The organism is Citrobacter sedlakii, from assembly GCF_018128425.1.
GTDB lineage: Bacteria > Pseudomonadota > Gammaproteobacteria > Enterobacterales > Enterobacteriaceae > Citrobacter_A > Citrobacter_A sedlakii.
Genome location: NZ_CP071070.1, coordinates 2565457 through 2592102 on the forward strand (window position 1 = coordinate 2565457; position 26646 = coordinate 2592102).

At 57.3% G+C, this 26646-nt stretch carries 27 protein-coding genes; 14 read left to right on the plus strand and 13 right to left on the minus strand.

Translation table 11 applies throughout. The annotated features are described in order from the left end of the window. Positions 1-95: 95 nt before the first annotated feature. Genes astE through astC form a run of 5 tightly spaced genes read right to left on the minus strand, consistent with a single transcriptional unit; the run spans position 96 to position 6123 of the window. The gene (gene astE / locus JY391_RS12290; RefSeq protein WP_211934386.1) at positions 96-1064 is read right to left on the minus strand and encodes a succinylglutamate desuccinylase; all 969 of its coding nucleotides are present in this window, start codon (positions 1062-1064) and stop codon (positions 96-98) included. Then, the gene (gene astB / locus JY391_RS12295; RefSeq protein WP_211934387.1) at positions 1057-2400 is read right to left on the minus strand and encodes an N-succinylarginine dihydrolase; all 1344 of its coding nucleotides are present in this window, start codon (positions 2398-2400) and stop codon (positions 1057-1059) included. The genes astE and astB overlap by 8 nt, the downstream gene beginning before the upstream one ends. Beyond that, complete coding sequence (gene astD, locus JY391_RS12300; RefSeq protein ID WP_211934388.1) at positions 2397-3875, minus strand: succinylglutamate-semialdehyde dehydrogenase; 1479 nt, start codon at positions 3873-3875, stop codon at positions 2397-2399. The genes astB and astD overlap by 4 nt, the downstream gene beginning before the upstream one ends. Continuing rightward, positions 3872-4906 carry an arginine N-succinyltransferase gene (astA, locus tag JY391_RS12305; protein ID WP_042287518.1) on the minus strand — a complete coding sequence of 345 codons (1035 nt, stop codon included), beginning with the start codon at positions 4904-4906 and terminating at the stop codon, positions 3872-3874. The genes astD and astA overlap by 4 nt, the downstream gene beginning before the upstream one ends. Then, on the minus strand, positions 4903-6123 hold the full coding sequence (gene astC / locus JY391_RS12310; RefSeq protein WP_211934389.1) for a succinylornithine/acetylornithine transaminase: 1221 nt from the start codon (positions 6121-6123) through the stop codon (positions 4903-4905). Before astC ends, astA begins: the two co-directional genes overlap by 4 nt. Positions 6124-6325: 202 nt before the next feature. On the opposite strand from astC, the gene JY391_RS12315 reads away from it, so the two are divergent. From JY391_RS12315 to JY391_RS12345, 7 genes are all read left to right on the plus strand, one after another. Then, positions 6326-6463 carry a hypothetical protein gene (locus JY391_RS12315; protein WP_211934390.1) on the plus strand — a complete coding sequence of 46 codons (138 nt, stop codon included), beginning with the start codon at positions 6326-6328 and terminating at the stop codon, positions 6461-6463. A gap of 103 nt (positions 6464-6566) precedes the next feature. Further along, entirely contained in the window at positions 6567-7373 is an 807-nt protein-coding gene (gene xthA, locus JY391_RS12320) for an exodeoxyribonuclease III (protein WP_042287522.1), read from the plus strand. A 9-nt stretch (positions 7374-7382) separates the two neighbouring features. After that, entirely contained in the window at positions 7383-8057 is a 675-nt protein-coding gene (locus tag JY391_RS12325) for a TVP38/TMEM64 family protein (protein ID WP_211934391.1), read from the plus strand. Between the two features lie 2 nt (positions 8058-8059). After that, on the plus strand, positions 8060-9223 hold the full coding sequence (locus JY391_RS12330) for an ABC transporter substrate-binding protein (protein ID WP_211934392.1): 1164 nt from the start codon (positions 8060-8062) through the stop codon (positions 9221-9223). Further along, positions 9196-10731, plus strand: a complete 1536-nt coding sequence (locus JY391_RS12335) for an ABC transporter permease family protein (protein WP_211934393.1) — start codon at positions 9196-9198, stop codon at positions 10729-10731. Before JY391_RS12330 ends, JY391_RS12335 begins: the two co-directional genes overlap by 28 nt. Next, positions 10731-11363, plus strand: coding sequence for an ATP-binding cassette domain-containing protein (locus JY391_RS12340; RefSeq protein ID WP_060569647.1), 633 nt, complete (start codon positions 10731-10733; stop codon positions 11361-11363). The genes JY391_RS12335 and JY391_RS12340 overlap by 1 nt, the downstream gene beginning before the upstream one ends. 87 nt (positions 11364-11450) lie before the next feature. After that, entirely contained in the window at positions 11451-12758 is a 1308-nt protein-coding gene (locus JY391_RS12345; protein WP_211934394.1) for a rhodanese-like domain-containing protein, read from the plus strand. Positions 12759-12800: 42 nt separating this feature from the next. On the opposite strand, the gene JY391_RS12350 is transcribed toward JY391_RS12345, so the two are convergent. After that, entirely contained in the window at positions 12801-13424 is a 624-nt protein-coding gene (locus JY391_RS12350) for a CDP-alcohol phosphatidyltransferase family protein (protein ID WP_042287538.1), read from the minus strand. After that, positions 13417-13986 carry a carboxymuconolactone decarboxylase family protein gene (locus JY391_RS12355; protein ID WP_042287541.1) on the minus strand — a complete coding sequence of 190 codons (570 nt, stop codon included), beginning with the start codon at positions 13984-13986 and terminating at the stop codon, positions 13417-13419. Before JY391_RS12355 ends, JY391_RS12350 begins: the two co-directional genes overlap by 8 nt. A 75-nt stretch (positions 13987-14061) precedes the next feature. Here JY391_RS12355 and JY391_RS12360 point away from each other — a divergent pair, with 75 nt between their 5' ends. Next, positions 14062-14478 carry a pyrimidine (deoxy)nucleoside triphosphate diphosphatase gene (locus JY391_RS12360; RefSeq protein ID WP_042287735.1) on the plus strand — a complete coding sequence of 139 codons (417 nt, stop codon included), beginning with the start codon at positions 14062-14064 and terminating at the stop codon, positions 14476-14478. On the opposite strand, the gene JY391_RS12365 is transcribed toward JY391_RS12360, so the two are convergent. Further along, on the minus strand, positions 14438-14683 hold the full coding sequence (locus JY391_RS12365) for a YnjH family protein (protein WP_120714880.1): 246 nt from the start codon (positions 14681-14683) through the stop codon (positions 14438-14440). The genes JY391_RS12360 and JY391_RS12365 overlap by 41 nt on opposite strands. A 259-nt stretch (positions 14684-14942) precedes the next feature. Here JY391_RS12365 and gdhA point away from each other — a divergent pair, with 259 nt between their 5' ends. Further along, a complete protein-coding gene (gene gdhA, locus JY391_RS12370) occupies positions 14943-16286 on the plus strand; it encodes an NADP-specific glutamate dehydrogenase (RefSeq protein WP_211934395.1) in 1344 nt (447 codons plus the stop codon). A gap of 15 nt (positions 16287-16301) precedes the next feature. On the opposite strand, the gene topB is transcribed toward gdhA, so the two are convergent. The 3 genes from topB to JY391_RS12385 form a co-directional block, all read right to left on the minus strand. Next, positions 16302-18254, minus strand: coding sequence for a DNA topoisomerase III (gene topB, locus JY391_RS12375; protein ID WP_060569642.1), 1953 nt, complete (start codon positions 18252-18254; stop codon positions 16302-16304). 4 nt (positions 18255-18258) lie between these two features. Beyond that, positions 18259-19302 carry a selenide, water dikinase SelD gene (gene selD, locus JY391_RS12380; protein ID WP_042287550.1) on the minus strand — a complete coding sequence of 348 codons (1044 nt, stop codon included), beginning with the start codon at positions 19300-19302 and terminating at the stop codon, positions 18259-18261. 116 nt (positions 19303-19418) lie between these two features. Then, positions 19419-19970, minus strand: a complete 552-nt coding sequence (locus JY391_RS12385; RefSeq protein ID WP_211934396.1) for an NAD(P)H nitroreductase — start codon at positions 19968-19970, stop codon at positions 19419-19421. 165 nt (positions 19971-20135) lie between these two features. On the opposite strand from JY391_RS12385, the gene sppA reads away from it, so the two are divergent. From sppA to yajD, 5 genes are all read left to right on the plus strand, one after another. Next, positions 20136-21992, plus strand: coding sequence for a signal peptide peptidase SppA (sppA, locus tag JY391_RS12390; RefSeq protein WP_211934397.1), 1857 nt, complete (start codon positions 20136-20138; stop codon positions 21990-21992). A gap of 75 nt (positions 21993-22067) precedes the next feature. Next, entirely contained in the window at positions 22068-23084 is a 1017-nt protein-coding gene (ansA, locus tag JY391_RS12395; protein WP_042287737.1) for an asparaginase, read from the plus strand. A 10-nt stretch (positions 23085-23094) separates the two neighbouring features. Beyond that, positions 23095-23736: a bifunctional nicotinamidase/pyrazinamidase gene (pncA, locus tag JY391_RS12400; RefSeq protein WP_042287557.1), complete on the plus strand. Its 642-nt coding sequence runs from the start codon at positions 23095-23097 to the stop codon at positions 23734-23736. Positions 23737-23934: 198 nt separating this feature from the next. Continuing rightward, positions 23935-25188 (plus strand): chitinase ChiD, encoded by a 1254-nt coding sequence (chiD, locus tag JY391_RS12405; RefSeq protein WP_211934398.1) that lies wholly within the window; start codon positions 23935-23937, stop codon positions 25186-25188. 135 nt (positions 25189-25323) lie between these two features. Further along, positions 25324-25668 carry an HNH nuclease YajD gene (gene yajD / locus JY391_RS12410; RefSeq protein WP_042287562.1) on the plus strand — a complete coding sequence of 115 codons (345 nt, stop codon included), beginning with the start codon at positions 25324-25326 and terminating at the stop codon, positions 25666-25668. 57 nt (positions 25669-25725) lie between these two features. On the opposite strand, the gene JY391_RS12415 is transcribed toward yajD, so the two are convergent. Both JY391_RS12415 and msrB read right to left on the minus strand, forming a co-directional pair. Continuing rightward, entirely contained in the window at positions 25726-26001 is a 276-nt protein-coding gene (locus JY391_RS12415) for a YeaC family protein (RefSeq protein WP_205611928.1), read from the minus strand. A 39-nt stretch (positions 26002-26040) separates the two neighbouring features. Beyond that, positions 26041-26454 (minus strand): peptide-methionine (R)-S-oxide reductase MsrB, encoded by a 414-nt coding sequence (gene msrB / locus JY391_RS12420; RefSeq protein ID WP_211934399.1) that lies wholly within the window; start codon positions 26452-26454, stop codon positions 26041-26043. Between the last annotated feature and the right edge of the window lie 192 nt (positions 26455-26646).

A 26646-nucleotide genomic window follows, 5' to 3' on the forward strand; every position in this document is an offset into this window, starting at 1 on the left:
GAATAATAAAGCAATTTGCCAGGAATAATCCGTAATATTTCACAGACGCACGATATAATAAGAACCGCAGGCAAAGAGAGCCTGCGGTAAATAGGTCAGTTGATTTTTTCCAGCATCAGTCCGGCGCGTAAACCGGGTGCGACGGCAGGGTTGGGAAAAAGAACGTACTCAACTTCGTGGCGTACAATAACGCGCTCGGCGCCGTCTTCGGCTAACAGTGTGCCTTTTTGAAACGGTGTAAAGTTCAGCGTCTGACGGTCAATATGCAGCACAAATGCTTCGCTGCGTCGCGTAATTTGTGATACTACACGATAGCGAACCGGCTGCGCGCCGCTGCGCTTTCCTCCCTTCCCGGCCAGCAGAGCGGACAACGCGTCTGCGGTAGGCGCAAACTGGCGTAGATCGTTTTGCCCGAACGGTAATGCCTTTCCCAGCTCCAGCGTGCAGGAAAGCGCGCCGAAATGCGCTGCGCTAAAATGCGTAAACGTACCGCCTGGTGTTTGATGAAAGACCAGCGCCTCAAGCCCGGCGGCGCCGAGCCAGTCGAGAAAACCGTCATCCCACGGAATCGGACGCTGCGGCAACACGCCAAACCGCAGATGATGAGAACCACGGATGGCGGTATGAAGATCGAGATGCCAGCGGGTCGGGGTTGCTTCCCGACACCAGAAATCCTCCAGGCATCGTTCCAGTTGCCGCGCGCGTAGCGTTTCACCACTTTCTTCAAACTGCTGCCAGCGCCCGCCAAACATCCGGTTCATATCACTGTGACAGTAGCGCTTGCCCTCTGCCAGCGCCTGCGGGTTGCCCAGAATCAGCAACAGCCGCCAGCGCAGAGGGATCTCACCCGCCATTAATCTCGTCAGCAGCGCGCTAAGCATTTCCACCGGCGCCGTTTCATTACCGTGAATACCGGCCGAAATCACTAACGCCCGATCGGTCGCCTCTTCCGGGATCAGTTCAAGGATGCCCGGCGCCGTCTGACGCCAGTGAAAGCCCGGGCCTTTCCCTTCAGAGACCTCCGGTATCACGCCTGCCAGGGTAACAGCAAGGAAATCATCCATGTCGCTCTCCTGCCTGCTGAAACGGATAGACAGAACCAAGTTTCAGCAACTGCGTCAGGGTGTCCAGCGCTTCGCGACCTTCCCGCAGCAACTGCGGGTCCGCCAGGTCTGCGGCGGTCAGCCGATCGCGATAGTAACGATCCACCCAGTCGTTGAGGGCGGAAAACAGGGTGTCGTTCATCATCACCGCGGGATTCACCGCCCGCAACTCCTCATCGGTCAACACGACCCGCAGGCGCAGACACGCAGGACCGCCGCCGTTGGACATACTTTCACGCAGGTCAAACACACGCATATCGCGAATCGGGTTGTCGCCTTCCAGCAGGTTTGTCAGATAACGCCATACCCCCGCATGTTCACGACACTCCTGCGGCAGCACCAGCATCATCGAGCCATCTTCACGGCTCAGCAGTTGGCTGTTAAACAAATAGGTGGCAACCGCATCGGAAACAGATACCTCTGACGCAGGCACCACGACAGGCGTAAAACCCGGCACGCGGGCGCGCAGTTGGTCCAGTACCTGATCCTGGCTGGCGAAAGCCTGCTCATGGCAAAACAGCACTTGCCGATTCGACACCGCAATAACGTCGTTATGGAAAACACCGAGATCAATCACATCAGGATGCTGCTGGGCAAAAATGCACTGCCGCGGATTAACCTGATTCAGCCGCGCGACCGCCTCGCTGGCCTCACGGGTCTGGCGCGCCGGATAATGAGAAGGCCGGGTCTGATTGCCCTCTTCACGCCCGTACACAAACAGCTGGATGCCAGGATCGCCATAGTTAGCCCCCAGACGACTGTGATTCGCCGCGCCTTCATCGCCAAGCATCGCCACCTGCGGCAGCGCCGTGTGAAGCGAAAAATAACGATCGTCGTGAAAAATGGCTCGCAGCAGCGCTTCGGTCGTCGGAGCCTCCAGCGATCGGTGAAACTTATTGTTGAGGTTTGCCACCGTCAGATGAACTTTACCATCCAGAGTATCAGCAGACGGTGCGACCGTGGCCGCATTGGCGACCCACATCGGCGACGCTGAACTGACGCTGGAAAGCCACTGCGGCGCGTGCCGGGCCACCTTTGCGAGGATCTGCTCATCGCTACCGCTAAACCCGAGCTGGCGCAGCGCCGGAATAAATGGCCGTTCATGCGGCGGGATCACTGCCTGCGGGTACCCGGCATCGGCCAGCGCTTTCATTTTCTGCAATCCTTGCTTTGCGGCCAGGCGCGGATTCGATACCTGAAAGCGGTGCTGCGTGGACGCCACGTTACCAAACGACAACCCGGCATAATGGTGCGTCAGCCCCACCAGCCCGTCAAAATTGACCTCGCGCGCGTTCATAATCCTTCCTCACGAGAGAAATCAAGCCCGGGACTCAGGACGCCCGGTAGCGTCAATGTCGGTGATTCGAGGCTCGCCATCGGCCAGGCGCAGTAATCCGCGGCGTACCACGCGCTGGCGCGATGGTTACCGGATGCCCCCACTCCGCCAAACGGCGCGGTGCTCGCGGCTCCGGTCAGTGGTTTATTCCAGTTGACGATCCCCGCGCGCGCTTCCAGAAGCAACTGGTCAAACTGTGCACGATCGGGCGAGATAAGTCCGCACGACAGGCCAAAGCGGGTCTGGTTCGCCAGCGCTATCGCGTCCTCAAAACGGTCATAACGCCAGACGCCCAACAGCGGGCCAAACACTTCGTCGTCGGGCACATTTGCCACATCGGTCAATTCCACGATCCCTGGCGACAGCAGCGACGTGCCTTCCTCAATCAGACGCGGCGTGAGCAGCGTCTTACCGCCAAGCGCCGCCAGACGCTGCCAGGCCGTGTAGACGTGCTTCGCCGCCTGTGCTGAAATCAGCCCGCCGAAAAAAGGCTGCGGCTCAGCGTCCCAGCGCCCCGGCTGTAACCGCTGACTCACCTCGACCAGCCGCGCAAGAAAGGCATCGCCCTGCGCCCCTTTTTTGACCAGTAAACGGCGCGCGCAGGTGCAGCGCTGTCCGGCAGTAATAAACGCCGACTGTAAAGTCAGGTGCACGGCGGCGTCGATATCTGCCGGGTTTTCGACGATCAACGGGTTATTTCCCCCCATTTCCAGCGCGAGAATTTTTTCCGGCTGTCCGGCAAGCTGGCGGTGCAGTTGATAACCCGTATTCGCGCTACCGGTAAACAGCAGACCATCCAGATCGTCCTGCGCGCTCAGCGCTTGTCCCGTTTCGCGACCGCCCTGAAGCAGATTCACGACGCCGGGGGGCAATCCGGCCTGCTGCCAGAGTTTGATTACGGCTTCACCGGTCCGCGGCGTGAGTTCACTGGGTTTAAAAAGCACCGTATTGCCAGCCAGCAGCGCCGGGACGATATGGCCATTCGGCAGATGCCCGGGGAAATTGTAGGGGCCAAACACCGCCAGCACGCCATGCGGACGATGACGCAGCGTCGCTGCGCCGTCCGGCAACGCACTCTGCTGCTCTCCGGTACGAGCGTGGTACGCGTTGATCGAAATGGCGATTTTATTGATCATCGCCGTCACTTCCGTGGCCGCTTCCCACCGCGGCTTACCCGTTTCGCGGGCGATAATCGCGGTGAGCTGCGTTTTATTGTTTTCCAGCAGCCCGCCAAACGCCTCTACAATCGCCTGACGCTCGCTAAAAGGACGTTTTGCCCATGCCGGAAACGCCGCGCGGGCAGCGCGAACGGCCTGCAACACCTGATCGGCATCCGCGTCGTGACCTTCCCAAAGCACGTCCCCCTTCACCGGATCGCGTTTTACCCGACGCTCCCCCTGACCGCTCAGCCAGTCACCATCAATCCATAACGTCATACCGTTTTCTCCTCAGCGCAAAGACGGACAAAGCGCACGCTTTCCCCCGCCTGACATTTCAGGGCATCCAGTTGTGCTGCCGTGAGCACCAACCGCTGCGTATCCGGGTCCGCGCGCACCAGCATGACGCGGAAGTTCTGGTAATTCTCATTAGCCACCAGGCAGGCCGGATAATCCCCAGGGGCAGGCTGTCCTTCGACAACCTCCACCAGCCGACTTTTACGAATGGCGCGTACCCGGTCGATGTCACACTCGAGTGTCGGCCCGCCATCGAAAATATCGATGTAGTTACGGTAGCGAAATCCCTCTTTTTCCAGCACCGCGCGGGCAGGCGCCGTCTGCGGATGGACCTGACCTATCACCGCCTGCGCCTCATGGCTGAGAAAATGGGTATAAATAGGATGTTTGGGCATAAGTTCCGCGATAAACGCTTTTTGCCCGGTACCGCACAGGAAATCCGCGCGGCTAAATTCCATTGAGAAAAAGCGCTTGCCCAGGCTTTCCCAGAACGGAGAGTAGCCGTTCTCATCAATGACGCCGCGCATTTCCGCAACCACCTTTTCATTAAACCTGTCGCGAAACGCCGCCATAAACATAAAGCGCGATTTTGACAGCAGATAACCGTTGCCTTCTTTACGCCAGTCCGGATCGAGAAATAGCGTACACAACTCGCTGCTGCCGGTGTGGTCATTACTGAGAAACAGCGTCGGCAGCGCGTTATAGACGTTCAGCTCTTTCGAGGCATGCACCAGCGTCCCTACACGGTAGTTGTACCACGGGTCATTCAGCCCGACCGCCACCTCGATGGCGCAAATCCCGCCCACCTCCCCGGTTTCGCTGTCTTCCAGTACAAACACGAACCCTTGTTCACTTTTCGGCAGTTCTCCCCGCCAGGTCTTAATTGAGCGATCGATGCGCGCTGCCAGCGTCGCTTCATTCGCCGGTAACGACGTCAGGCCGCCGCCGGTTTTACCGGCAAGCTGCATCAGCGCAGCGACATCCCCCTGTTCAGCAGGACGGATTACTCTCATGAGGAACCTCCAGCCTTGATCTGTGCGCAGGCCTGCGCGAAGCGATCCAGCCCAGTGGTCATTTCTTCTTCGGTGACGTTCAGCGCAGGGGCGAAACGTACCACGTTAGCCCCGGCAATCAGCACCATCACGCCCGCTTTCGCCGCTTCCAGCGCTATCTGTTTGGCTTGACCGGCATACCCGGCGTTCAGCACGCAGCCAATCAGCAGACCCAGACCGCGAATTTCGCTAAACAGGCCGGTATGCTGGTTAATGGCGTTCAGGCGCTCAACAAACCCGTCGTGGCGCTGTTTGACGCCGTTCAGCATCGCCGGGGTATTCACAATGTCCAGCAATTTCCCGGCGACTGCGGTCGCCAGCGGATTGCCGCCGTAAGTGGTTCCGTGCGTACCGACGGTCATCACGCTGGCGCAGGCCTCACGTGCCAGCAGCGCGCCGATGGGGAATCCGCCGCCGAGCGCTTTCGCCGTGGTCAGCAGATCGGGCGTAACGCCGTAATGCATATAGGCGTACAGCTCACCGGTGCGACCGACGCCGGTCTGGACTTCGTCAAAAATCAACAGCGCGTTGTGACGATCGCACAGCTCACGCAAGCCCTGCAGGAACGCAGGCGTGGCGGGCAACACCCCGCCTTCGCCCTGCATCGGCTCAACGATCACCGCGCAGGTGGTGTCGTCGATCAGGGTGCTGGCGGAGTTAATGTCGTTATATACCGCGTGGCGGATATCCGGCGGCAGCGGCGCAAAGTCCTGAGAATAGGCCGGTTGCCCGCCAGCACTGACGGTAAACAACGTGCGGCCATGAAAAGCATTTTTGAACGCCACAATGCCGCTCTTCTCGCTGCCGTAGCGATCGTGGGCGTATTTTCGCGCCAGCTTCAGCGCCGCTTCATTAGCTTCCGCCCCGGAGTTACAAAAGAAAACGCGATCGGCAAAGGTGGCGTCGATGAGTTTTTTCGCCAGCCGCAGCGCCGGTTCGTTAGTGTAACCATTACCGGTGTGCCAGAATTTGCCAGCTTGTTCATTTAGCGCTTCTCGCAGTTCCGGGTGCGCATGACCAAGGGCATTGACCGCAATCCCCCCGGCGAAATCGATATAATCTTTACCCTGCTGATCCCACAAGCGTGAACCTTCGCCACGTACCGGAATAAAAGGCGCCGGGGCATAAACGGGCATCATCCATTCATCAAAATTTTCACGCGTAATTGACTGAGACATAGCAACCTCAATGGTAAATAAAAAGTTATTTATATGTTAATAAATAGTGTGTTTGCGCTGTAAATGTAGATTGCAGGCTTCATGCCAGCCAGCGAAAAAATGCATAAACGGGATGGAGAAACACAAAATCAATGGGTTATAGCCTGTCGATATTCACTTTTACTGCATAAAAAGTGAATATGTTTGCTGGAAAGGTGAATAAATGGATGAAAATCCGCAATATTATGCACATACCAAATATAATTCTGGAAATGTGATCGTCTGCGAAATTTACCGGAAATTGCTGCGCCATTCTGGCGCAATGCGCCCTGAAAGCGGGCAAATGTTGCACCATCGTTAACACCATTCGCATTCATTGCAGGAATCTGGCGACAAGTGGCAGTCAGCCAACGTAAATTCTGCTACCATCCTTGCACTATTCACCCAGCAAAGTGGCAGCGACTATGAAATTTGTCTCTTTTAATATCAACGGCCTGCGCGCCAGACCTCATCAACTGGAAGCCATTGTCGAAAAACACCAACCTGACGTTATCGGCCTTCAGGAGACAAAAGTTCACGATGACATGTTTCCGCTTGAGGACGTGGCGAAACTCGGCTACAACGTGTTTTATCATGGTCAGAAAGGCCATTACGGCGTGGCGCTACTGACAAAAGAGACGCCTGTCGCCGTCCGTCGCGGATTCCCTGGCGACGGTGAAGAAGCGCAGCGCCGCATTATCATGGCGGAACTCCCCTCGCCTCTGGGCAACGTGACGGTGATTAACGGCTATTTTCCGCAGGGTGAAAGCCGCGACCACCCCGTCAAATTTCCGGCGAAAGAACGGTTCTATCAAAACCTGCAGCAGTATCTCGACACTGAACTGAAGCGCGATAATCCGGTATTGATCATGGGCGACATGAACATCAGCCCGACCGATCTGGACATCGGTATCGGCGAAGAAAACCGTAAGCGCTGGCTGCGCACCGGAAAATGTTCGTTCCTGCCGGAAGAGCGTGAATGGATGGGACGTTTGCTGAACTGGGGACTGGTGGACACCTTCCGCCACGCGCACCCGGAAACGGTGGATCGGTTCTCATGGTTTGATTACCGTTCAAAAGGCTTTGATGACAACCGCGGCCTGCGCATCGATCTGCTACTGGCAAGCCAGCCGCTGGCGGAACGTTGCGTCGAAACCGGCATCGACTACGATATCCGCAGTATGGAAAAACCCTCCGATCACGCGCCGGTGTGGGCGAAGTTTCACGTTTGATAGAGACCGGTGAACAGCCGAAAATACCTGTTAGCGGGTATCCTTGTCCTTTTCATAGCCGGGTTGATGTGGCTCACGCCCCCCGGCTTTCTCACGCTTGATACGCTCAGGCGCAACCACGCTCTGCTGGTGGACTGGCAGCGCCAGTGGCCGTTGCTTTGCGCGACGCTCTATTTCCTGCTCTATACCGCCGTAGCAGCCCTGTCTGTACCCGGCGCGGCGCTGTTAACCCTGCTCGGCGGCGCGTTGTTTGGTCTGTGGCAAGGGACGCTGTTGGTCTCCTTTGCCTCGACGCTGGGCGCCACGCTCGCTATGCTCACCAGCCGTTATCTGCTGCGTGACTGGGTATCGCACCGTTTTTCCCGCCAGATGATGCCGGTGAATCGCGGGATCGCGCGCGACGGCGTCGGCTATCTCTTTGCGCTGCGCCTGATGCCGTTGTTCCCGTTCGTGGTGGTGAATCTGCTGGCGGGAGTCACATCCATTAGCGTGCGCCGCTACTGGTGGGTCAGCCAACTGGGAATGCTGCCCGCCACGTTGGTGTATCTCAATGCCGGCAGGCAACTGGGTCAACTGACATCCATGCGTGACATTATCTCACCCGCTATGCTGGCCGCGTTTGCGCTGCTCGGACTTTTACCGTTGGCCTCGCGCTGGCTGGCAACACGTTTTTTTCAGGAGTAACTATGCGTTGGGGATGCGTTATTGCAGGCCTGCTGTTAAGCGCTCAGGTTCATGCCGCTGACAGCTGGCAGCAGGTTAAAGAAGAAGCCAAAGGCCAGACAGTCTGGTTTAACGCCTGGGGTGGCGATCCGGCGATCAACCGGTATCTGGACTGGGTCAGCGGTGAAATGAAAACGCATTACGCTATTGACCTGAAAATCGTCCGTCTGGCCGACGCTGCGGACGCGGTAAAACGTATTCAGACCGAAGCCGCCGCCGGGCGGAAAGACGGCGGTTCGGTAGATCTCTTGTGGGTAAACGGCGAAAATTTCCGCACGCTGAAAGAAGCGGGACTGCTGCAAACTCAGTGGGCGGAGACGCTGCCTAACTGGCGTTATGTCGATACGCAAAAGCCGGTGCGGGAAGATTTCTCCGTGCCTACCGACGGTGCGGAATCGCCCTGGGGCGGCGCACAGCTCACCTTTATTGCGGATCGAAACGTCACGCCGCAGCCGCCGCAAAGTCCGCAGGCGCTACTGGCGTTCGCCAAAGCCCACCCGGGTACCGTAAGCTATCCGCGTCCGCCGGACTTCACCGGTACGGCATTTCTCGAACAGTTACTCATCTCGCTGACCCGCACGCCGACAGCGCTAACCGTTGCGCCCGATTCCGCCCGTTTTGCGGAGGTAACCGCGCCATTGTGGCGCTATCTCGACGCGTTGCACCCGTATCTGTGGCGTCAGGGGAAAGACTTTCCCGCTTCGCCGGCGCGCATGGATGCGTTGCTGAACAGCGGTACGCTGCGCCTGTCGCTGACCTTTAACCCGGCCCACGCGCAGCAAAAAGTCGCCAATGGCGAACTGCCAGACAGCAGCTACAGCTTTGGCTTTTCTGATGGCATGATTGGCAACGTTCATTTTGTGACGATTCCCGCCAACGCCCGTGCCGAAGCAGGTGCGAAGGTGGTGGCAAACTTCCTGCTCTCGCCGCAGGCGCAACTGCGGAAAGCTGACCCGGCAGTCTGGGGCGATCCTTCGGTACTGGACCCGCAAACGCTGCCTGTTGCCGAACGAGAAGCGCTGGCTGCGCGCTCGCCGGGCGGCCTGCCTGCCGTGTTACCTGAACCTCACGCCGCCTGGATCAACGCCCTGGAGCAGGAATGGCTGCGCCGTTACGGTACGCGCTAACGCTGCTGGCCTGGCTGTGCATGCTGGTTGTCTACGCGCCATTAGTGCCCGCCAGCGTACTGCTGATCTCCCCGGCCCTGTCATTCGCGCACTGGCAGGCGCTGTTTGCCGATCCGCAGTTACCGCAAGCGCTGCTGGCCACCGTGGTTTCCACCATCGTCGCCGCCGTCGGCGCGCTGTTCATCGCGCTGGCGATCGTCGTGTCGCTCTGGCCAGGCGACCGATGGCGCAGCCTGGCCGGTCGACTGCCGTGGCTGCTGGCCATCCCTCACGTCGCCTTTGCCAGCGCAACGCTCCTGCTGTTTGCCGAAGGCGGTTTACTCTGGCGCGCACTGCCGGCGTTCACGCCGCCGATGGACAGCTATGGCATTGGACTGGGGGTCACGCTTGCAGTGAAAGAGAGCGCTTTTGTACTGTGGATTTTGACGGTCCTGCTGAGCGAAACACGTCTCAGCGGTCAGGTCATTATCCTCGACTCACTGGGCTACAACCGTTACCAGGCGATGCGTTGGTTGATCCTTCCCTCAATTGCCCCGGCACTGGGCGTGGTGATGCTGGCAGTGGTCGCGTGGACGCTTTCGGCAGTAGACGTCGCGATGATTCTTGGCCCTGGTAACCCGCCCACGCTGGCCGTACTAAGCTGGCAATGGCTAAGCCAGGGCGACAGCGACCAACAGAGTAAAGGGGCATTGGCCAGCCTGCTGCTGGTCATGTTACTCGCCCTCTTTGCGTTGGTTGGGTATCTGATCTGGCGTATCTGGCGGCGAACATTGCCCTCCGTCAACGGTCTGCGTCAGCCTCACGTTCCGGCCCTGAGCGGAAAGGCGCTGTCGCGCGCACTGCCGCTGACGGGATTCGTGTGCGCGCTTTTGTTGGCTGTGCTCGCGCGAGATGCCACGCCCGACGTCGACGCGTTGCTCAACAGCCTGCAAATAGGCGCGCTCGCCAGCGTACTGGCGCTGGTTATGTTACTGCTCTGGCTGGAATGGGGGCCACGGCACAGGCATCGTTGGGTCTGGTTACCGATCCTGCTGCCCGCGCTACCGTTGGTGGTCGGTCAGTATGCTGTCGCACTGCGTACCGGGCAGGACGGACAGTTTTCCACCCTCATCTGGGGCCACCTGCTGTGGGTTACGCCATGGATGCTTTTCGTACTGCAACCGACCTGGCGGCGCATCGACCCACGATTGATTCTGGTGGCGCAAACGCTGGGCTGGTCGCCAGTAAAAATTTTCTGCTACCTGAAATGCCCGCTGATGCTGCGCCCGGCGCTGATTGCGCTGGCGGTCGGTTTTTCTGTGAGCATTGCGCAATATATGCCGACGCTGTGGCTGGGCGCAGGGCGCTTTCCGACCCTGACGACAGAAGCCGTTGCCCTCAGTAGCGGCGGCAGCACCAGCATCCTGGCGGCGCAGGCGCTGTGGCAACTGTTGTTACCGTTGCTGGTGTTTATGCTGACTGCCGGCATCTCAACCTGGGTCGGTCGTGCCCGTCAAGGAATGCGATAATGCTAACTGTTCGTCATCTTTCTCTGTACCTGAAACAGACCCCGTTGTTCGGCCCATTAACGTTTGAGGCGGCAAAAGGTGACATTGTCACGTTAATGGGCCCTTCCGGCTGCGGAAAATCCTCGCTGTTGGCCTGGCTGGTTGGTGCGCTGTCACTGCCGCTGACGGCTTCTGGCGAACTGTGGCTGGACGATCGGCGACTGGATCGGCTGCCCACCGCCGCGCGGCAGGTGGGTATATTATTTCAGGATGCCTTGCTGTTCGATCACTTCACTGTAGGACAGAACCTGCTGCTGGCGCTCCCGGCTGCCGTGAAAGGCGCGGCGCGCGAACAGGCGGTACAACATGCGCTGGAACGCGCGGGAATGGCGGGATTCGCGTCACGCGATCCGGCGACGCTCTCCGGTGGCCAGCGTGGCCGGGTGGCGCTGCTCCGCGCCCTGCTGGCACAGCCACGGGCGCTACTGTTAGATGAACCGTTCGCGCGTCTTGACGCCGACCGGCGCGCTGATTTTCGCCAATGGGTCTTTGAAGAGGTCCGCCGCCTGAAGATTCCCGTGGTTCAGGTCACCCACGACCCGGAAGATGTGCCGGCCGGCGGACAGATTTTGCGGCTGACCAGCGCCGTATAAATATGCGCGCATCCTGTGTTAACGCAAAGTTTTTCGCCTCCAGGAAGCAGAAAATGTCGCCCTCTTATCTCAACGTCGGGCAATTCGATGAAACGTGTTTCTCAACTGACCGCGCTGGCAATGGCTTTAGGGCTGGCTTGCGCTTCCTCCTGGGCAGCTGATATGACGCAGGCGCTCACTTTCCACCAGCTCATGCAGAAAAATGGCATCGCCATTGACACCCGCCCCAGCGCTTTTTATAACGGCTGGCCGCAGAGCGTCAACGGCCCTTCCGGCCATGAACCATCGGCACTGAATCTCTCCGCCAGTTGGCTCGACGCCATGAGCGATGAACAGATCGAGGCGTGGATCCAACAACATCACCTTAGCGCCAACACCCCGGTCGCGCTCTATGGCAGTGAAACGGCGATTCAGGCGGTGAAAAACCGACTGGAAAAAGCCGGTCTAAACCCGGTTTCTACGCTCACCGACGCGCTTCAGGATCCCGCTCGCCTCCAGCGGCTGGCGCATTTTGAACAACTGGTGTACCCGCAGTGGCTGCACGAACTGCAACAAGGCAACGCGGTCGCCGCTAAACCTGCCGGTGACTGGAAAGTGATCGAAGCCGCCTGGGGCGCGCCGAAGCGTTATCTTATCAGCCATATTCCGGGCGCGGGCTATATCGATACCAACGAAGTGGAAAGCGAGCCGCTGTGGAATAAAGTCCCCGATGCCGATCTTAAGGCGATGCTGGCCAGACACGGTCTTCGTCACGACACGACGGTGATTCTCTACGGGCGCGATGTCTATGCCGCCGCCCGCGTGGCGCAAATTCTGCTCTACGCCGGGGTGAAGGACGTTCGCCTGCTCGACGGCGGCTGGCAGAGCTGGTCTGACGCCGGGCTACCGGTGGAACGCGGGATGCCAGCGAAAGTCAAACCCGCGCCGGATTTCGGCGTGACTATTCCGGCGCAGCCACAGCTGATGATCGACACGCAGCAGGCGCGTGGACTGCTGCACAGGCAGGACGCCTCGCTGGTCAGCATTCGCTCCTGGCCGGAATTTATCGGCGCCACCAGCGGGTATAGCTACATTAAGCCAAAAGGCGAAATTGCCGGCGCGCGCTGGGGTCATGCGGGCAGCGACTCCACGCATATGGAGGATTTCCATAACCCGGACGGCACTATGCGCAGCGCAGACGACATTGCCGCAATGTGGAAGCAGTGGAACATTCTGCCGGATCAACAGATCGCTTTTTATTGCGGCACCGGCTGGCGCGCTTCGGAAACGTTTATGTACGCCCGGGCGATGGGGTGGCAGAACGTGTCGGTGTACGACGGCGGCTGGTATGAATGGAGCAGCGATCCGAAAAACCCGGTTGCCCGTGGCGAACGGGGTCCGCAAAGCAGCCTGTAACCGCAAATGGCCGGATGCGCGCATGGCCCATCCGGCGCAACCTTATTTCTGACGCTGAATCGCTTTCAGGGTCTGGTATCCACTCCAGATTCTGGTGAACGTGGTCAACCAGCAGAGCGCGCCAAAGATCCACGCCAACGGCGCAAAACAGGCCGGAAACAGACAGCACAGCACAAAAAGCAACAGGGTTTCCGTCCCTTCCGTTAGCCCGCCCAGATAATAAAACGATTTATGCGCGTAACCGGGATTATCGATATTGTGTTTCGCCGCGAGGGCGGCAAAGGCAAGAAAACTGCTGCCGGTGCCAATAAAAGCAAACAGCAGCCAGCCGCCCGCCAGCGCGTTTTGCTCCGGCTGTGCGAGGATAAAACCAAACGGCACCAGCGCGTAAAACAGAAAATCGAGCGAAATATCGAGAAATCCTCCCGCGTCGGTCAGTCCCCTGCGCCGGGCCAGCGCGCCGTCCAGCCCATCCAGCAGTCTGTTCAGCACGATGGCGACCAGCGCCGCAAAATACCATCCCAGCGCGAGAAACGGCAGCGCCAGTACGCCGATGGCAAAGCCAAACAGCGTTACGCCGTCCGCTGACACCCCTGGTTTGTCGAGCAGCCCGGCGCAACGGTGCAAAAACGGTTTGCAGCGCGGATGCAGATGACGGTCAAGCACGCGGCGCTCCTTTCAGGCTGTCACACAATCCCTGTGAAGGGATATCCAGCGCGGCGTTAAAGCGCGCCGAAAGATTCTGAAACGCCAGCAGCGCGGTCATTTCGCTAATCACCTCGTCTGTAAAATGCGCCGTCATTTGCGCCTTTAGCGCGTCATCAACCTTCGGCGGCGTCGCGGTGACGGCTTCAGCGTAGGCCAGCGCCACGCGCTCCTCCTCGCTAAACAGCGCGGACGTCTGCCAGTTTGCCACCGCCAGCACTTTATCCATCGCGCCACAGCGTTCCGCCAATCTCAGGCTGTTCGCATCAACGCAAAATGCGCAGTGACATATCTGAGAAACGCGGGTCATCAACAGCGCGCGCATGTCCGGCGTCAGCCGCGCCCGTTTGCGCTCCAGAAAACCGACAAACAGCGCCACCAGCCAGAACAGAAACGGCATCCGCCCCCACCAGCGCGTCGGGTGCAGTACCTCACCGTAATGTTTTTTCTGGGTTTGAACCAGCGGCTTAAGCGGTAGAGGTAAACGGGTCAGCGGCTTAACCCACGATTGCGGATCGTTCAAGGGAAACTCCTGGGACTTCAGGTCAAACAAAGATAACGATAGTATGTCACTTTATCCCGTTAGACATTGATGAATATGATGAAAACCCTCGACGTTGTCGCCGCCATTATCGAGCGTGATGGCAAAATATTGCTCGCCCAGCGCCCTGCCCATGCGGATCAACCTGGGTTATGGGAGTTTGCGGGTGGAAAAGTCGAACCTGGCGAAACACAGCCGCAGGCGCTTGCCCGTGAGTTACAGGAAGAACTGGGTATCTGCGCCACTGTCGGAGCCTATGTTGCCAGCCATCAGCGTGAAGTTTCGGGCCGCATCATTCACCTGCATGCCTGGCATGTTCCGGCATTCAGCGGCGCGTTAACCGCCCATGCGCATCAGCGGTTGGTATGGTGCGAGCCGCACGTCGCACAGGAATATCCGCTTGCTCCCGCCGATATCCCCCTGCTCAAGGCGTTTATGCTTTTACGCGACGCCAGACCAGCGGATTCGTGCTGATCGTTTTTTCATCGCGCTGACACTGCAACAGCACACCTTCCACTTTAATCACCGCGCCCTCCGAATAATACTGATCCTGATAAATGCAGCACTGTAGACAGGGCTGCACACGTTGGCCACCCGTACTGAACACCTCCGGCGGCACGTTGACCTCGACCTGCGGGTGAGAGATCGGGTTAGCTGTCGCGGAAAAAGCGAGGGTCATCACGGCGGCGGCGAGGGCGAAAGCGCGCATAGAAATTCCTTATTATTGCGGGACTGTTCTCACTATAACGGTCTTTCATGGCGAAAACTTTAATCCCGCCCGTCATCGCTTTTTGTTATGACCCACGCCCGGTTATTAATTTGCTTAGCGGCACCATTTTTTTCTTGCTTCCCGTCACATTCCTGGTGGTATAGTCAAAAACTGCAAATACATATTCATTAAAAACACAATTACAATCGTTTAAATATAAGGTTTATCTATGGATCAGACACGCTCTCTGGAATCATTCCTCAACCATGTACAAAAGCGCGACCCGAATCAAACCGAGTTCGCGCAGGCCGTTCGCGAAGTGATGACCACCCTGTGGCCTTTCCTTGAGCAAAATCCCCGTTACCGTGAAATGTCGTTGCTTGAACGTTTGGTTGAGCCAGAGCGTGTGATTCAGTTCCGCGTAGTGTGGCTCGACGATCGTAATCAGGTGCAGGTCAACCGTGCCTGGCGCGTCCAGTTTAACTCAGCGATCGGCCCCTATAAGGGCGGCATGCGTTTCCACCCGTCCGTTAACCTCTCGATCCTTAAGTTCCTCGGCTTCGAGCAAACCTTTAAAAACGCGCTGACTACCCTGCCAATGGGCGGGGGTAAAGGCGGCAGCGACTTCGATCCAAAAGGCAAAAGCGAAGGCGAAGTGATGCGTTTCTGCCAGGCGCTAATGACCGAACTGTATCGCCATTTGGGTCCGGACACCGACGTGCCGGCGGGTGATATCGGCGTCGGGGGTCGTGAAGTGGGCTTTATGGCCGGGATGATGCGCAAGCTGTCCAATAACAGCGCCTGTGTGTTTACAGGTAAAGGTCTTTCGTTCGGCGGCAGTCTTATCCGCCCGGAAGCCACCGGTTACGGCCTGGTCTATTTCACTGAAGCGATGCTTAAACGTCATGGTCTGGGCTTTGAAGGTATGCGCGTGGCGGTGTCCGGTTCCGGCAACGTGGCGCAATATGCGATTGAAAAAGCGATGGAGTTTGGCGCCCGCGTCGTCACCGCCTCTGACTCCAGCGGTACAGTGGTTGACGAAAGCGGCTTTAGCAAAGAAAAGCTGGCGCGCCTGTGCGAAATCAAAGCAAATCGTGACAGCCGCCTGTCCGAATATGCCAAAGAGTTTGGCCTGACCTGGCTGGAAGGTAAACAACCGTGGTCAGTCCCGGTGGATATCGCCCTGCCTTGCGCGACGCAGAACGAGCTGGATGTCGACGCCGCGCGCATGCTGATTGCCAACGGCGTGAAGGCGGTCGCCGAAGGGGCCAACATGCCGACCACCATCGAAGCGACCGATCTGTTCCTGGATGCGGGCGTACTGTTTGCTCCGGGTAAGGCGGCAAACGCTGGCGGCGTGGCGACCTCCGGTCTGGAGATGGCGCAGAACGCCGCGCGCATGAGCTGGAAAGCGGAAAAAGTGGATGCGCGCCTGCACCACATTATGCTGGATATTCACCACGCCTGCGTGGAGTACGGCGGTGAAAGCAAGCAGACTAACTACGTGCGCGGCGCGAATATCGCGGGCTTCGTGAAAGTCGCCGACGCGATGTTTGGTCAGGGAGTGATTTAATTCTTCCCCAACGAACTAGATGCCTGCCTCTGCTGATGGCGGGCTTTTTTTCGCCGCTCGCTTACGCGGCGCACCCTTTTTCTTCTCGCTGCTACCGCCGCCGCTACCCGGCGCGACGATCCCGCGGAAGCGACGCACCGGCGTGGACTTCGCCTGGTCGATCAATTGGTACAACGTACCGATTAACGGCTGCATAAAATCCTGATAGCGGCACTGTTTTTCACTGATTTGCGTCAGAATAGACTCCCAGTGCGCCGTCATGTCCGGACGGGTCGCCATCTCCGGCAGCGAATGGAACAGCGCCTTTCCGGCGTCAGTGGAGTGAATATAGCGCCCTTTCTTGGTGAGGAAACCGCGCTTAAACAAAAGCTCAATGATCCCCGCGCGGGTCGCTTCCGTACCCAATCCGTCGGTGGCGCGGAGGATCTTTTTCAGATCTTTGTCCTGCACAAAGCGGGCAATCCCCGTCATCGCCGACAGCAGCGTGGCATCGGTAAAGTGGCGCGGCGGCTGGGTCTGACGTTCAACCACTTCGCCCTTCTCGCACAGCAGTTCGTCGTCTTTCGCCACGACCGGCAGCGGCGTCCCGTCGTTTTCTTCGTCTCGCTCTTTGTTACCAAGCAACGTGCGCCAGCCCGCTTCCGCCAGAAACCGCGCTTTGGCGACAAATTTGCCTTTAGCGATGTCGAGTTCGATCACACACTTACGGAAAACGGCGTCCGGGCAGAACTGCATTAAGTACTGGCGCGCGATCAGGCTATACACCTTCGCTTCATTGTCGGTAAGGTTAATCGACGCACTGCGCGCGGTAGGAATAATGGCGTGATGCGCATCAACCTTTTTATCATCCCAGCAGCGGTTGCGGGTATCAGGGTCAATGACCGGCTGCGGTAACAGATCCGGCGCATGTACGCCGATGGCGTTCATCACCGCATGGCGTCCGGCAAAGTGTTCTTCCGGCAGATAACGGCAGTCAGAACGCGGATAGGTGATCAACTTGTGGGTTTCATACAGCTTCTGACAGATATCAAGCACGTTTTGCGCGCTCAGGCCAAAGCGCTTTGCCGCCTCAATCTGTAACGCAGAAAGCGAAAACGGCAGCGGCGCGGATTCCGATTCCCGTTTATCGTTATAGCTGGTGACAATGGCCGGTTGACCGTTTATCCGGTTCACCACATGCTCCGCCAGCGGGCGATGCAGTAAGCGCCCTTCTTCATCCTGATATGGCTCGCAGGCGTCGCTCGGCTGCCAGATGGCGGTAAACCGTTCGTCGGCGGGGGTAACGATGTGCGCCTTCACCTCGAAGAAATCTTTTGGAATGAAATGCTCGATCTCTTCGTCACGACGCACCACCAGCCCGAGTACCGGCGTCTGTACGCGCCCAACCGACAGGACGCCCTGATACCCGGCGTTACGTCCAAGAATCGTGTAGGCGCGGGTCATGTTGATACCGTACAGCCAGTCGGCGCGCGCACGCGCCAACGCCGAAACGCACAGCGGCACGAACTCACTGTTCGACCGCAACCGGTCAATGGCGCGCTCCACCGCCTGCGGGTTGAGATCGTTGATCAGGCAGCGCTGCACCTGCTGGCGTTTTTCCGGCGCCAGTTGCAGATAGTCAAGCACTTCATCCACCAGCAACTGACCTTCGCGATCGGGGTCTCCGGCATGAATGACCTCACTGGCCTCGTGTAAAAAGCGCTTAATGACATTGAGCTGTTTGGTCACCGACGGACGCGGCTGCAATTGCCACTTTTCCGGCACAATGGGCAGATCAGAGAGGGTCCAGCGCGCATAGCGGCTGTCATACGCGTCGGGCTGCGCCTGCTCAAGCAGATGACCAATACACCAGGTGACCACCTGACCGTTTCCACACTCGATAAAGCCATCGCCTTTGCGATGCGGCTTCGGCAGCACGTCCGCAATGGCGCGGGCCAGGCTCGGCTTTTCGGCAATAAACAACCGCATTGAATTAACGGATCTCAACCATGGCACGACCGCCACGCGCGTCAACCAGTTCGCCAATCGCCGTCAGGTCGATGCCGAACTCTGCGGCGGCGAGTTTCACCTCGTCGACCGCATCCGGCGTCACCGCCAGCAGCAGACCGCCGGAGGTTTGCGGATCGCAAAGCAGATCGCGCACTTCACGCGGCATCTCGCCCATCAGATGCCCGTAGCTGGCAAAGTTTCGCTCGGTTCCGCCCGGTACGGCGCCAAGCCGGATATACTCCTCGACGCCCGGCAATTTCGGGATCGCGTCGTAGTGAATTTGTGCCTGAACGCCTGCGCCCTGACACATTTCGCTGAGGTGGCCCAGCAGGCCGAAACCGGTCACGTCAGTCATCGCCTTCACGCCGTCAATGTCCGCAAAGGCGGCTCCGGCAATGTTCATTCGACACATCACTTCCGTCGCCAGCCCCTGGTGTTCGGGTTTAAGCAGTGATTTTTTCTCTGCGGTGGTCAATACGCCAATACCCAGCGGCTTCGTCAGGAAGAGTTTGCATCCCGCCCGCGCGGTACTGTTTTTCTTCACCCGTTCGGTCGGCACGATGCCGGTGACAGCCAGGCCAAAGATCGGCTCTGGCGCGTCGATGGAATGGCCGCCCGCCAGCGCAATCCCCGCCTCACGGCAGGCGAAACGTCCGCCTTCGGTAACTTCGCGGGCGATATCGGGCGACAGCGTGTTGATGGGCCAACCGAGGATGGCAATCGCCATAATCGGTTTCCCGCCCATCGCAAAAATATCGCTAATGGCGTTGGTTGCCGCAATACGGCCAAAATCAAACGGGTTATCGACGATCGGCATAAAGAAGTCAGTGGTGCTGATCACACTGGTGCCGTTGCCGAGATCGTAGACTGCCGCGTCGTCGCGGGTCTCATTGCCCACAAGCAGGTTCGGGTCGACAAACTTCGCCTGCTCGCTGTGCAGAATGGTTTCCAATACTTTGGGGGAAATTTTACAACCGCAACCCGCTCCGTGGCTGTACTGCGTTAAACGAATAGCGTGCTCGCTCATGGACATCTCCTGTCATTGCAATCGGGCTATGGTAGCGCTCATTCCCTGATGTGGTAAGAGAGAGTGTCTGAATTCCGGCGTCTTTGCTCAGAATCCAGACAGTTTTGCGGATTATTTTAAAAAACGGTCACGAATGGCGCGGTATCCGGCACGTTAATCGTCGTTGAGGCTTTCAGTTGCGGCGTGCCAAGATAAAGAAAACCGACGATCTTATCCTGCGGCCGGCAGTTAAACGCGTCACGAACCACCGGGCTTTCGGTGAGCGCGCCGCTGCGCCAGATACCGCCAAAACCCTGGGCCACCGCCGCCATCTGCATCGCCATCACCGCGCATCCGGCGGACATTTCCTGTTCCCAGACCGGTACTTTATGATTTTCCTGGCATTTGGCGATCACCGTAATAATCAGCGGCGCACGGAACGGCGCGCTGCGGGCTTTCTCGATCGCTTTTTCATCACCGTCAGCGGCGATGGCCCCTTTTTCCAGGACGGCGCTGAAGCGCTCGCGTCCTTCGCCCTCAATCACAAAGAAGTGCCAGGGTTGCAGGGTCTTATGATCCGGTGCGCGCATTCCTGCCCGCAGGATATTCTGAAGTTGCTCACCGGCAGGGGCAGGCTCTGCCAGACGAGAGGCGCTACGACGGTTAACAAGTAATTCAAGTGCATCCATTTGGTTAACTCCTGTCATGGTGAATATTCACAAAATTAACACGAGAGCAGAATTTGTTACAGCGCAGACGGTGATTCCTGCTGACAACTGCCTGTCGGGTCATTAGGATAGCCTCATCTCATACATCCTGACCGGATGTAGTATTGGTAATGATTGGGAGAAGACATGCGAACCCTGTGGCGATTTATTGCCGGTTTTTTTAAATGGACGTGGCGACTGCTCAATTTTGTCCGCGAAATGGTGCTTAACCTGTTCTTTATTTTCCTGATCCTTGTGGGTGTCGGGATCTGGATGCAGGTGAACAACGGGAATTCGGGGGAGAAAGTCAGTCGCGGCGCCCTGCTCCTGGATATTTCCGGGGTGATCGTCGATAAACCCTCCAGTACCCATCGTTTAGGCGTGCTTGGTCGTCAATTGTTTGGCGCAAGCTCCGATCGCCTGCAGGAAAACTCCCTGTTTGATATCGTCAATACGATCCGTCAGGCGAAAGAAGACAGCAATATCACCGGCATCGTCATGGATCTGAAAGATTTTGCCGGAGCCGATCAGCCGTCGATGCAGTATATCGGTAAAGCGCTGCGCGAATTCCGCGACAGCGGTAAGCCGGTTTATGCCGTTGGCGATAACTTCAGCCAGGGCCAGTATTATCTGGCAAGTTTTGCTAATAAAATCTGGCTTACGCCACAAGGGGCTGTCGATATTCACGGTTTTGCCACAAATGGCCTGTACTACAAATCGCTGCTGGATAAGCTGAAAGTGTCCACCCACGTTTTCCGCGTCGGCACCTATAAATCCGCTGTTGAGCCCTTTATTCGCGACGATATGTCTCCCGCCGCACGTGAAGCGGATAGCCGCTGGATTGGCGAGCTGTGGCAGAATTACCTGAATACCATCGCCGCCAACCGTCAAATTCCGGCTCAGCAGGTATTCCCTGGCGCGCAAGGTGTACTGGACGGGCTGACAAAGGCCGGCGGCGACACGGCGAAATATGCCCTCGACCATAAGCTGGTGGATGCGCTGCTCACCAGCACTGAGATGGAAAAAGCCCTGACCAAAGCATTTGGCTGGAGCAAGTCTGAAAATAACTATCGCGCAATCAGTTATTACGATTATTCCCTGAATCCCCCTGCGGACACCGGTAGCGCCATTGCCGTGGTGTTTGCCAACGGGGCGATTATGGACGGCGAAGAAACCCCGGGGAACGTTGGCGGCGACACGACGGCCTCGCAAATTCGCGACGCCCGACTGGATCCGAAAGTGAAAGCCATCGTCCTGCGCGTCAATAGCCCGGGAGGCAGCGTGACGGCTTCCGAAGTGATTCGCTCTGAACTGGCTGCGGCAAAAGCTGCCGGAAAACCTGTCGTGGTATCGATGGGCGGCATGGCGGCATCCGGCGGCTACTGGATCTCCACACCCGCCAGCTACATTGTGGCGAACCCAAGCACCCTGACCGGCTCTATCGGGATCTTCGGGGTCATTAATACCGTTGAAAATAGCCTCAACGCTATCGGCGTACATACGGACGGCGTGGCCACCTCGCCGCTGGCGGATATTTCGATGACCAAAGCTCTGCCGCCGGAAGTGCAGCAGATGATGCAGCTAAGCATCGAGAATGGCTATCAACGTTTTATCACCCTGGTTGCCAATGCGCGCAAGTCAACGCCTGAGCAGATTGATAAAATCGCCCAGGGCCACGTCTGGACCGGGCAGGATGCGAAGGCTAACGGTCTGGTCGACAGTCTGGGCGACTTCGACGACGCGGTGGCGAAAGCCGCGGAGCTGGCGAAACTCAAACAGTGGCATATCGACTACTATCAGGATGAGCCGACTTTCTTCGACAGGGTGATGGACAGCATGTCCGGTTCGGTACGCGCAATGCTGCCGCAGGCTATTCAGGCGATGCTTCCCGCGCCGCTGGCCTCTGCCGCCAGCATGGTGAAAGCGGAAGGCGACAAACTGGCGGCGTTTAACGACCCGCAAAACCGTTATGCGTTTTGTCTGACCTGCGCTAACGTGCGTTAAACGGTGATGCCGGATACGTCGCGCAAGCGTCGCTATCCGGCACAAAAACACTCTTCACTTCGTAAGATCATCGCCATGCAGAAGAAATCTATTTACGTTGCCTATACCGGCGGTACCATCGGTATGCAGCGTTCTGAACAGGGATACATTCCGGTTTCCGGTCACCTTCAACGGCAACTGGCATTGATGCCTGAATTCCACCGTCCGGAGATGCCGGATTTCACTATCCACGAATACGCCCCGCTGATGGACTCCTCCGATATGACGCCTGAAGACTGGCAGCATATCGCGAATGACATCCACGCTAATTACGATGAATATGATGGTTTCGTGATCCTCCACGGCACCGACACCATGGCGTTCACCGCGTCCGCTCTCTCGTTTATGCTGGAAAATCTCGGTAAGCCGGTTATTGTGACAGGGTCACAAATCCCCTTAGCCGAGCTGCGTTCCGACGGACAAATTAATTTGCTCAACGCGCTGTACGTCGCCGCTAATTATCCGATCAACGAAGTTACGCTGTTTTTTAATAATCGCCTTTACCGCGGAAACCGCACCACAAAAGCCCACGCTGACGGCTTTGACGCCTTTGCTTCCCCTAACCTCCAGCCGTTGCTGGAAGCCGGGATTCATATTCGTCGTACGGGCACTCCACCAGCGCCGCAGGGCGATGGGCCATTTATTGTGCACCCTATCACGCCGCAACCGATCGGCGTGGTCACGATTTACCCGGGGATCTCTGCCGGTGTGGTGCGAAACTTCCTGCGCCAGCCGGTAAAAGCGCTGATCCTGCGCTCCTATGGCGTCGGCAACGCGCCGCAGAATAAAGAATTTCTTAAAGAGCTGAGCGAAGCCAGTGACCGTGGCATCGTGGTGGTGAATCTCACCCAATGTATGTCAGGTAAAGTGAATATGGGCGGCTACGCGACCGGGAACGCGCTGGCGCATGCCGGGGTGATTGGCGGTGCGGATATGACTGTTGAAGCCACGCTGACCAAGCTGCACTATCTGTTGAGCCAGGGTCTGGACACCGCGGCCATTCGCGTGGCAATGACCCAGAACCTGCGCGGCGAACTGACGCCAGACGACTAAGGAGGATCCTGTGACCCAGCGCGCTCTGTTACTGGTTGATTTACAAAATGATTTTTGCGCGGGCGGCGCGCTTGCCGTACCCGAAGGCGACAGCACCGTGGATGTCGCCAACCGGCTGATAGCGTGGTGTCAGGCGCGCGGCGAGGCGGCGATCGCCAGCCAGGACTGGCATCCGGCGAATCACGGCAGTTTTGCCAGCCAGCACCAGGTGGAACCTTACTCGCAAGGCCAACTCGATGGTCTGGCGCAAACCTTCTGGCCGGATCACTGCGTACAAAACACCGAAGGCGCGGCGCTGCATCCGCTGTTAAACCAGAAAGCGATCGCAACCGTATTTTACAAAGGCGAGAATCCGCAGGTTGACAGTTACAGCGCTTTTTTCGATAACGGCCGCAGACAAAAAACGGCGCTGGACGACTGGCTGAAGGCGCACAGTATTACGGAGCTGATCGTCATGGGGCTGGCGACCGATTACTGCGTGAAATTTACGGTGCAGGATGCGCTCCAGTTGGGCTACCGCGTAAACGTCATTACCGACGGCTGCCGCGGGGTGAATCTGCACCCCCAGGACAGCAGCTATGCGTTTATGGAGATGGCGGCGCAAGGCGCTACGCTCTATACGCTGGATGACTGGGAAGAAACGCACCGCTGATGTGATGGCCGGATGGCGCTGCGTTTATCCGGCCAACGTCTCTCCCCCTCGCATAAAAAATCCCGTTTGTCTTCCGTCACATAAAGTGAACTGTATCGCAGCGGCAACGACACGCGGGTGCTACTCTTTGATGGCTGTTTTTTCGCCACGCCATTTCCGTGGCGTGTTTGCTTTTTTAAACGTCAAAGAGGATCGATTATGAAACGTTTGCCTTTGCTGGCAGTATTACCCCTGCTCTGCGCGTCCGTCGCGTCCGCCAGTTCGATGATGTCCGTTGGCTATTTTAACGGCGGCGGGGACGTCACCGCCGGACCGGGCGGTGATATTAATAAGCTGGACGTGCGCCAAATCACCCACCTGAACTACTCCTTTGGCCTGATCTATAACGGCGAAAAAGAAGAAACCAATGTCGCGCTGAAAGATCCGGCAATGCGGCATCAGATCTGGCTGTCGCCAAAAGTCCAGTCGGACCTCGCCCAGCTTCCCGTTCTGCGCAAACAAAACCCGAATTTGAAGGTGCTGTTATCGGTAGGCGGCTGGGGAGCGCGTGGATTCTCCGGCGCGGCGGCCACACCGGAAACCCGCGCGGTATTTATTCAGTCTGCGCAGGAGATTGTTAAAAAGTATGGTCTTGACGGAATCGATCTTGACTGGGAATACCCGGTCAACGGCGCATGGGGGCTGGTAGAAAGCCAGCCAGCGGACCGGGATAACTTCACGTTGCTGCTGAAAGAACTGCGCCAGGCGTTCGGCAAAGCCAAACTGGTGACCATTGCCGTCGGGGCGAATGCGGAAAGTCCGAAAAGCTGGGTAGATGTGAAGGCCATCGCACCGCTGCTCGATTATATCGATCTGATGACGTATGACATGGCCTATGGCACCCAGTATTTCAACGCCAACCTGTACGATTCAAAGGCGTGGCCAACGGTGGCCGCTGCCGACAAATACAGCGTGGACTTTGTGGTCAATAACTATCTTGCCGCCGGACTTAAACCGCAGCAGATGAATCTTGGCATCGGTTTTTATGGCCGCGTTCCCAAGCGTTCTGTGGAGCCAGGAATTGACTGGAGCAAACCGGATGCGCAGAAAAATCCTGTCACCCAGCCCTATTTCGGCGAGCAGGAAGTGGCGTTGTTTCGCTCGCTCGGTATTGACCTGAAGAAAGATACCTACGTGAAGTACAACGATATAGTGAAAACCTTTCTTAACGATCCGCAAAAGCGGTTTACCAGGCACTGGGATGACGACGCGAAGGTTCCCTGGCTGTCGGTAAAATCCGCTGAAGGCAAAACGCTGTTTGCCCTCTCCTACGAGGATCCGCGTTCGGTGGCGATCAAAGCCGACTACATCAAAAAACGCGGACTGGCGGGCGCGATGTTCTGGGAATATGGCGCGGATGATAATAACCAGTTAGCAAAACAGCTGGCGGAATCCTTAGCGATTACGCCGTGATCCGGTGAGACGCCCCAGGATTTATTGTGGGGCGTCTCCCGCACTGTGCGACGCCGTGTCATTCGGGTTAAGATTGGCGTATCCGCTGCGGTATTTTTACGCCGCTTTTCTTTCTCGACAGGAGGCATGGGGCTTATGGCTTTTATCCCTAAAAATTACGCCCGTCTGGAAGTGGGTTATCGCGAAAAGGCGCTTAAGCTCTTCCCCTGGGTTTGTGGACGTTGTTCACGTGAATTTGTCTATTCCAATCTTCGTGAGTTGACGGTACACCATATCGATCACGATCATTCCAATAACCCGGAAGATGGCAGCAACTGGGAGATGCTGTGCCTGTACTGCCACGACCACGAGCATTCAAAATACACGGAAGCCGATCAGTACGGCTCAACGGTCATAGCGGGAGAAGATGCGCAAAAGAGCGTCGGCGAGGCAACCTACAATCCTTTTGCCGATCTTAAGTCGATGATGAACAAGAAGTAACCCTTCACGCGTTCCGATCAACACCCGACGGCGCATGCTGTCGGGCGTTTTGCGGTATCAGGATTTAAATGTCGCGATCGGTTTCGGCGCAATACCGAAATCTTCTTTCAACTGCTGTTTGCTTTTCATCACCATCTGACCGTTGGTGTCGATGGTCATGTGTTGCGCGTCAGTGTTGTGCCGCGCCTGCCAGAGCATCACCAGTTGCAGACTGTTATCTTTTTGCTCGGACGTCAGCGCCACGCCGTCCGGCCATTTTCCCAACTCAACGGCGGTTGATAAGCGCTGATACACTTCCGGCGTCATGCTGTTAATGATCTCATCAAGATTCATACGCTCCCCTCCTGTGGAATAAATTGCTGAATCGATTCTTCAACCCTTCACCTGATCGCCATTGTCATCGTCGGTAAAGCTCAGGGAGGCCGAATTTACACAGTAACGCTCCCCGGTCGGCTGTGGGCCATCCGGGAAGACGTGGCCCAGATGGGCATCACAATTGCCGCAGCGAATTTCGATGCGTTGCATTCCGTGTGAATCGTCTTTCAGGTAGCGGATCGCGTCTTCGCTCAGCGGCTCATAAAAGCTCGGCCAGCCGCAGCCGGAGTCGTATTTCGTTTGGGAGGTAAACAGCGGCGTGTCGCAGACCAGACAGTGGTACACGCCGTCACGCTTGTTATGCAATAACTGCCCGGTAAACGGCGGTTCGGTGCCGTGATTCTGCGTCACGTAGAACTGCATTTCAGTCAGGTTTTTCTTCAGATCTTCTGCGGAAGGTTTGTTCGCCATTTTGCTCGCATCTCGCTTTTGGAACACTCACATTGCGTCACCGATTCTAACAAAACATTAACACCTCAGTCGCAACTTTTGTTCTAAACTTGATCCTTGCGAAATGGCAGCTCGTGAATCGTGATGAAAATCACATTTTTATCTCAGTTGCCCTTTAAAATTCGGGGCGTCGCCCCCATGTGGTTTCAAGCC

What these genes read in the sequence shown, in the direction of transcription:
- JY391_RS12360 (WP_042287735.1), top strand. Translation starts at nt 14,062, where the DNA reads ATGATGAAAACCCTCGACGTTGTCGCCGCCATTATCGAGCGTGATGGC.
- JY391_RS12335 (WP_211934393.1), top strand. Translation starts at nt 9,196, where the DNA reads ATGGCTGCGCCGTTACGGTACGCGCTAACGCTGCTGGCCTGGCTGTGC.
- xthA (WP_042287522.1), top strand. Translation starts at nt 6,567, where the DNA reads ATGAAATTTGTCTCTTTTAATATCAACGGCCTGCGCGCCAGACCTCAT.
- JY391_RS12315 (WP_211934390.1), top strand. Translation starts at nt 6,326, where the DNA reads ATGGATGAAAATCCGCAATATTATGCACATACCAAATATAATTCTGGA.
- gdhA (WP_211934395.1), top strand. Translation starts at nt 14,943, where the DNA reads ATGGATCAGACACGCTCTCTGGAATCATTCCTCAACCATGTACAAAAG.
- JY391_RS12345 (WP_211934394.1), top strand. Translation starts at nt 11,451, where the DNA reads ATGAAACGTGTTTCTCAACTGACCGCGCTGGCAATGGCTTTAGGGCTG.
- chiD (WP_211934398.1), top strand. Translation starts at nt 23,935, where the DNA reads ATGAAACGTTTGCCTTTGCTGGCAGTATTACCCCTGCTCTGCGCGTCC.
- JY391_RS12330 (WP_211934392.1), top strand. Translation starts at nt 8,060, where the DNA reads ATGCGTTGGGGATGCGTTATTGCAGGCCTGCTGTTAAGCGCTCAGGTT.
- astB (WP_211934387.1), bottom strand. Translation starts at nt 2,400, where the DNA reads ATGAACGCGCGCGAGGTCAATTTTGACGGGCTGGTGGGGCTGACGCAC.
- JY391_RS12340 (WP_060569647.1), top strand. Translation starts at nt 10,731, where the DNA reads ATGCTAACTGTTCGTCATCTTTCTCTGTACCTGAAACAGACCCCGTTG.
- JY391_RS12415 (WP_205611928.1), bottom strand. Translation starts at nt 26,001, where the DNA reads ATGAATCTTGATGAGATCATTAACAGCATGACGCCGGAAGTGTATCAG.
- JY391_RS12385 (WP_211934396.1), bottom strand. Translation starts at nt 19,970, where the DNA reads ATGGATGCACTTGAATTACTTGTTAACCGTCGTAGCGCCTCTCGTCTG.
- astC (WP_211934389.1), bottom strand. Translation starts at nt 6,123, where the DNA reads ATGTCTCAGTCAATTACGCGTGAAAATTTTGATGAATGGATGATGCCC.
- astE (WP_211934386.1), bottom strand. Translation starts at nt 1,064, where the DNA reads ATGGATGATTTCCTTGCTGTTACCCTGGCAGGCGTGATACCGGAGGTC.
- astA (WP_042287518.1), bottom strand. Translation starts at nt 4,906, where the DNA reads ATGAGAGTAATCCGTCCTGCTGAACAGGGGGATGTCGCTGCGCTGATG.
- msrB (WP_211934399.1), bottom strand. Translation starts at nt 26,454, where the DNA reads ATGGCGAACAAACCTTCCGCAGAAGATCTGAAGAAAAACCTGACTGAA.
- topB (WP_060569642.1), bottom strand. Translation starts at nt 18,254, where the DNA reads ATGCGGTTGTTTATTGCCGAAAAGCCGAGCCTGGCCCGCGCCATTGCG.
- ansA (WP_042287737.1), top strand. Translation starts at nt 22,068, where the DNA reads ATGCAGAAGAAATCTATTTACGTTGCCTATACCGGCGGTACCATCGGT.
- sppA (WP_211934397.1), top strand. Translation starts at nt 20,136, where the DNA reads ATGCGAACCCTGTGGCGATTTATTGCCGGTTTTTTTAAATGGACGTGG.
- yajD (WP_042287562.1), top strand. Translation starts at nt 25,324, where the DNA reads ATGGCTTTTATCCCTAAAAATTACGCCCGTCTGGAAGTGGGTTATCGC.
- JY391_RS12365 (WP_120714880.1), bottom strand. Translation starts at nt 14,683, where the DNA reads ATGACCCTCGCTTTTTCCGCGACAGCTAACCCGATCTCTCACCCGCAG.
- selD (WP_042287550.1), bottom strand. Translation starts at nt 19,302, where the DNA reads ATGAGCGAGCACGCTATTCGTTTAACGCAGTACAGCCACGGAGCGGGT.
- astD (WP_211934388.1), bottom strand. Translation starts at nt 3,875, where the DNA reads ATGACGTTATGGATTGATGGTGACTGGCTGAGCGGTCAGGGGGAGCGT.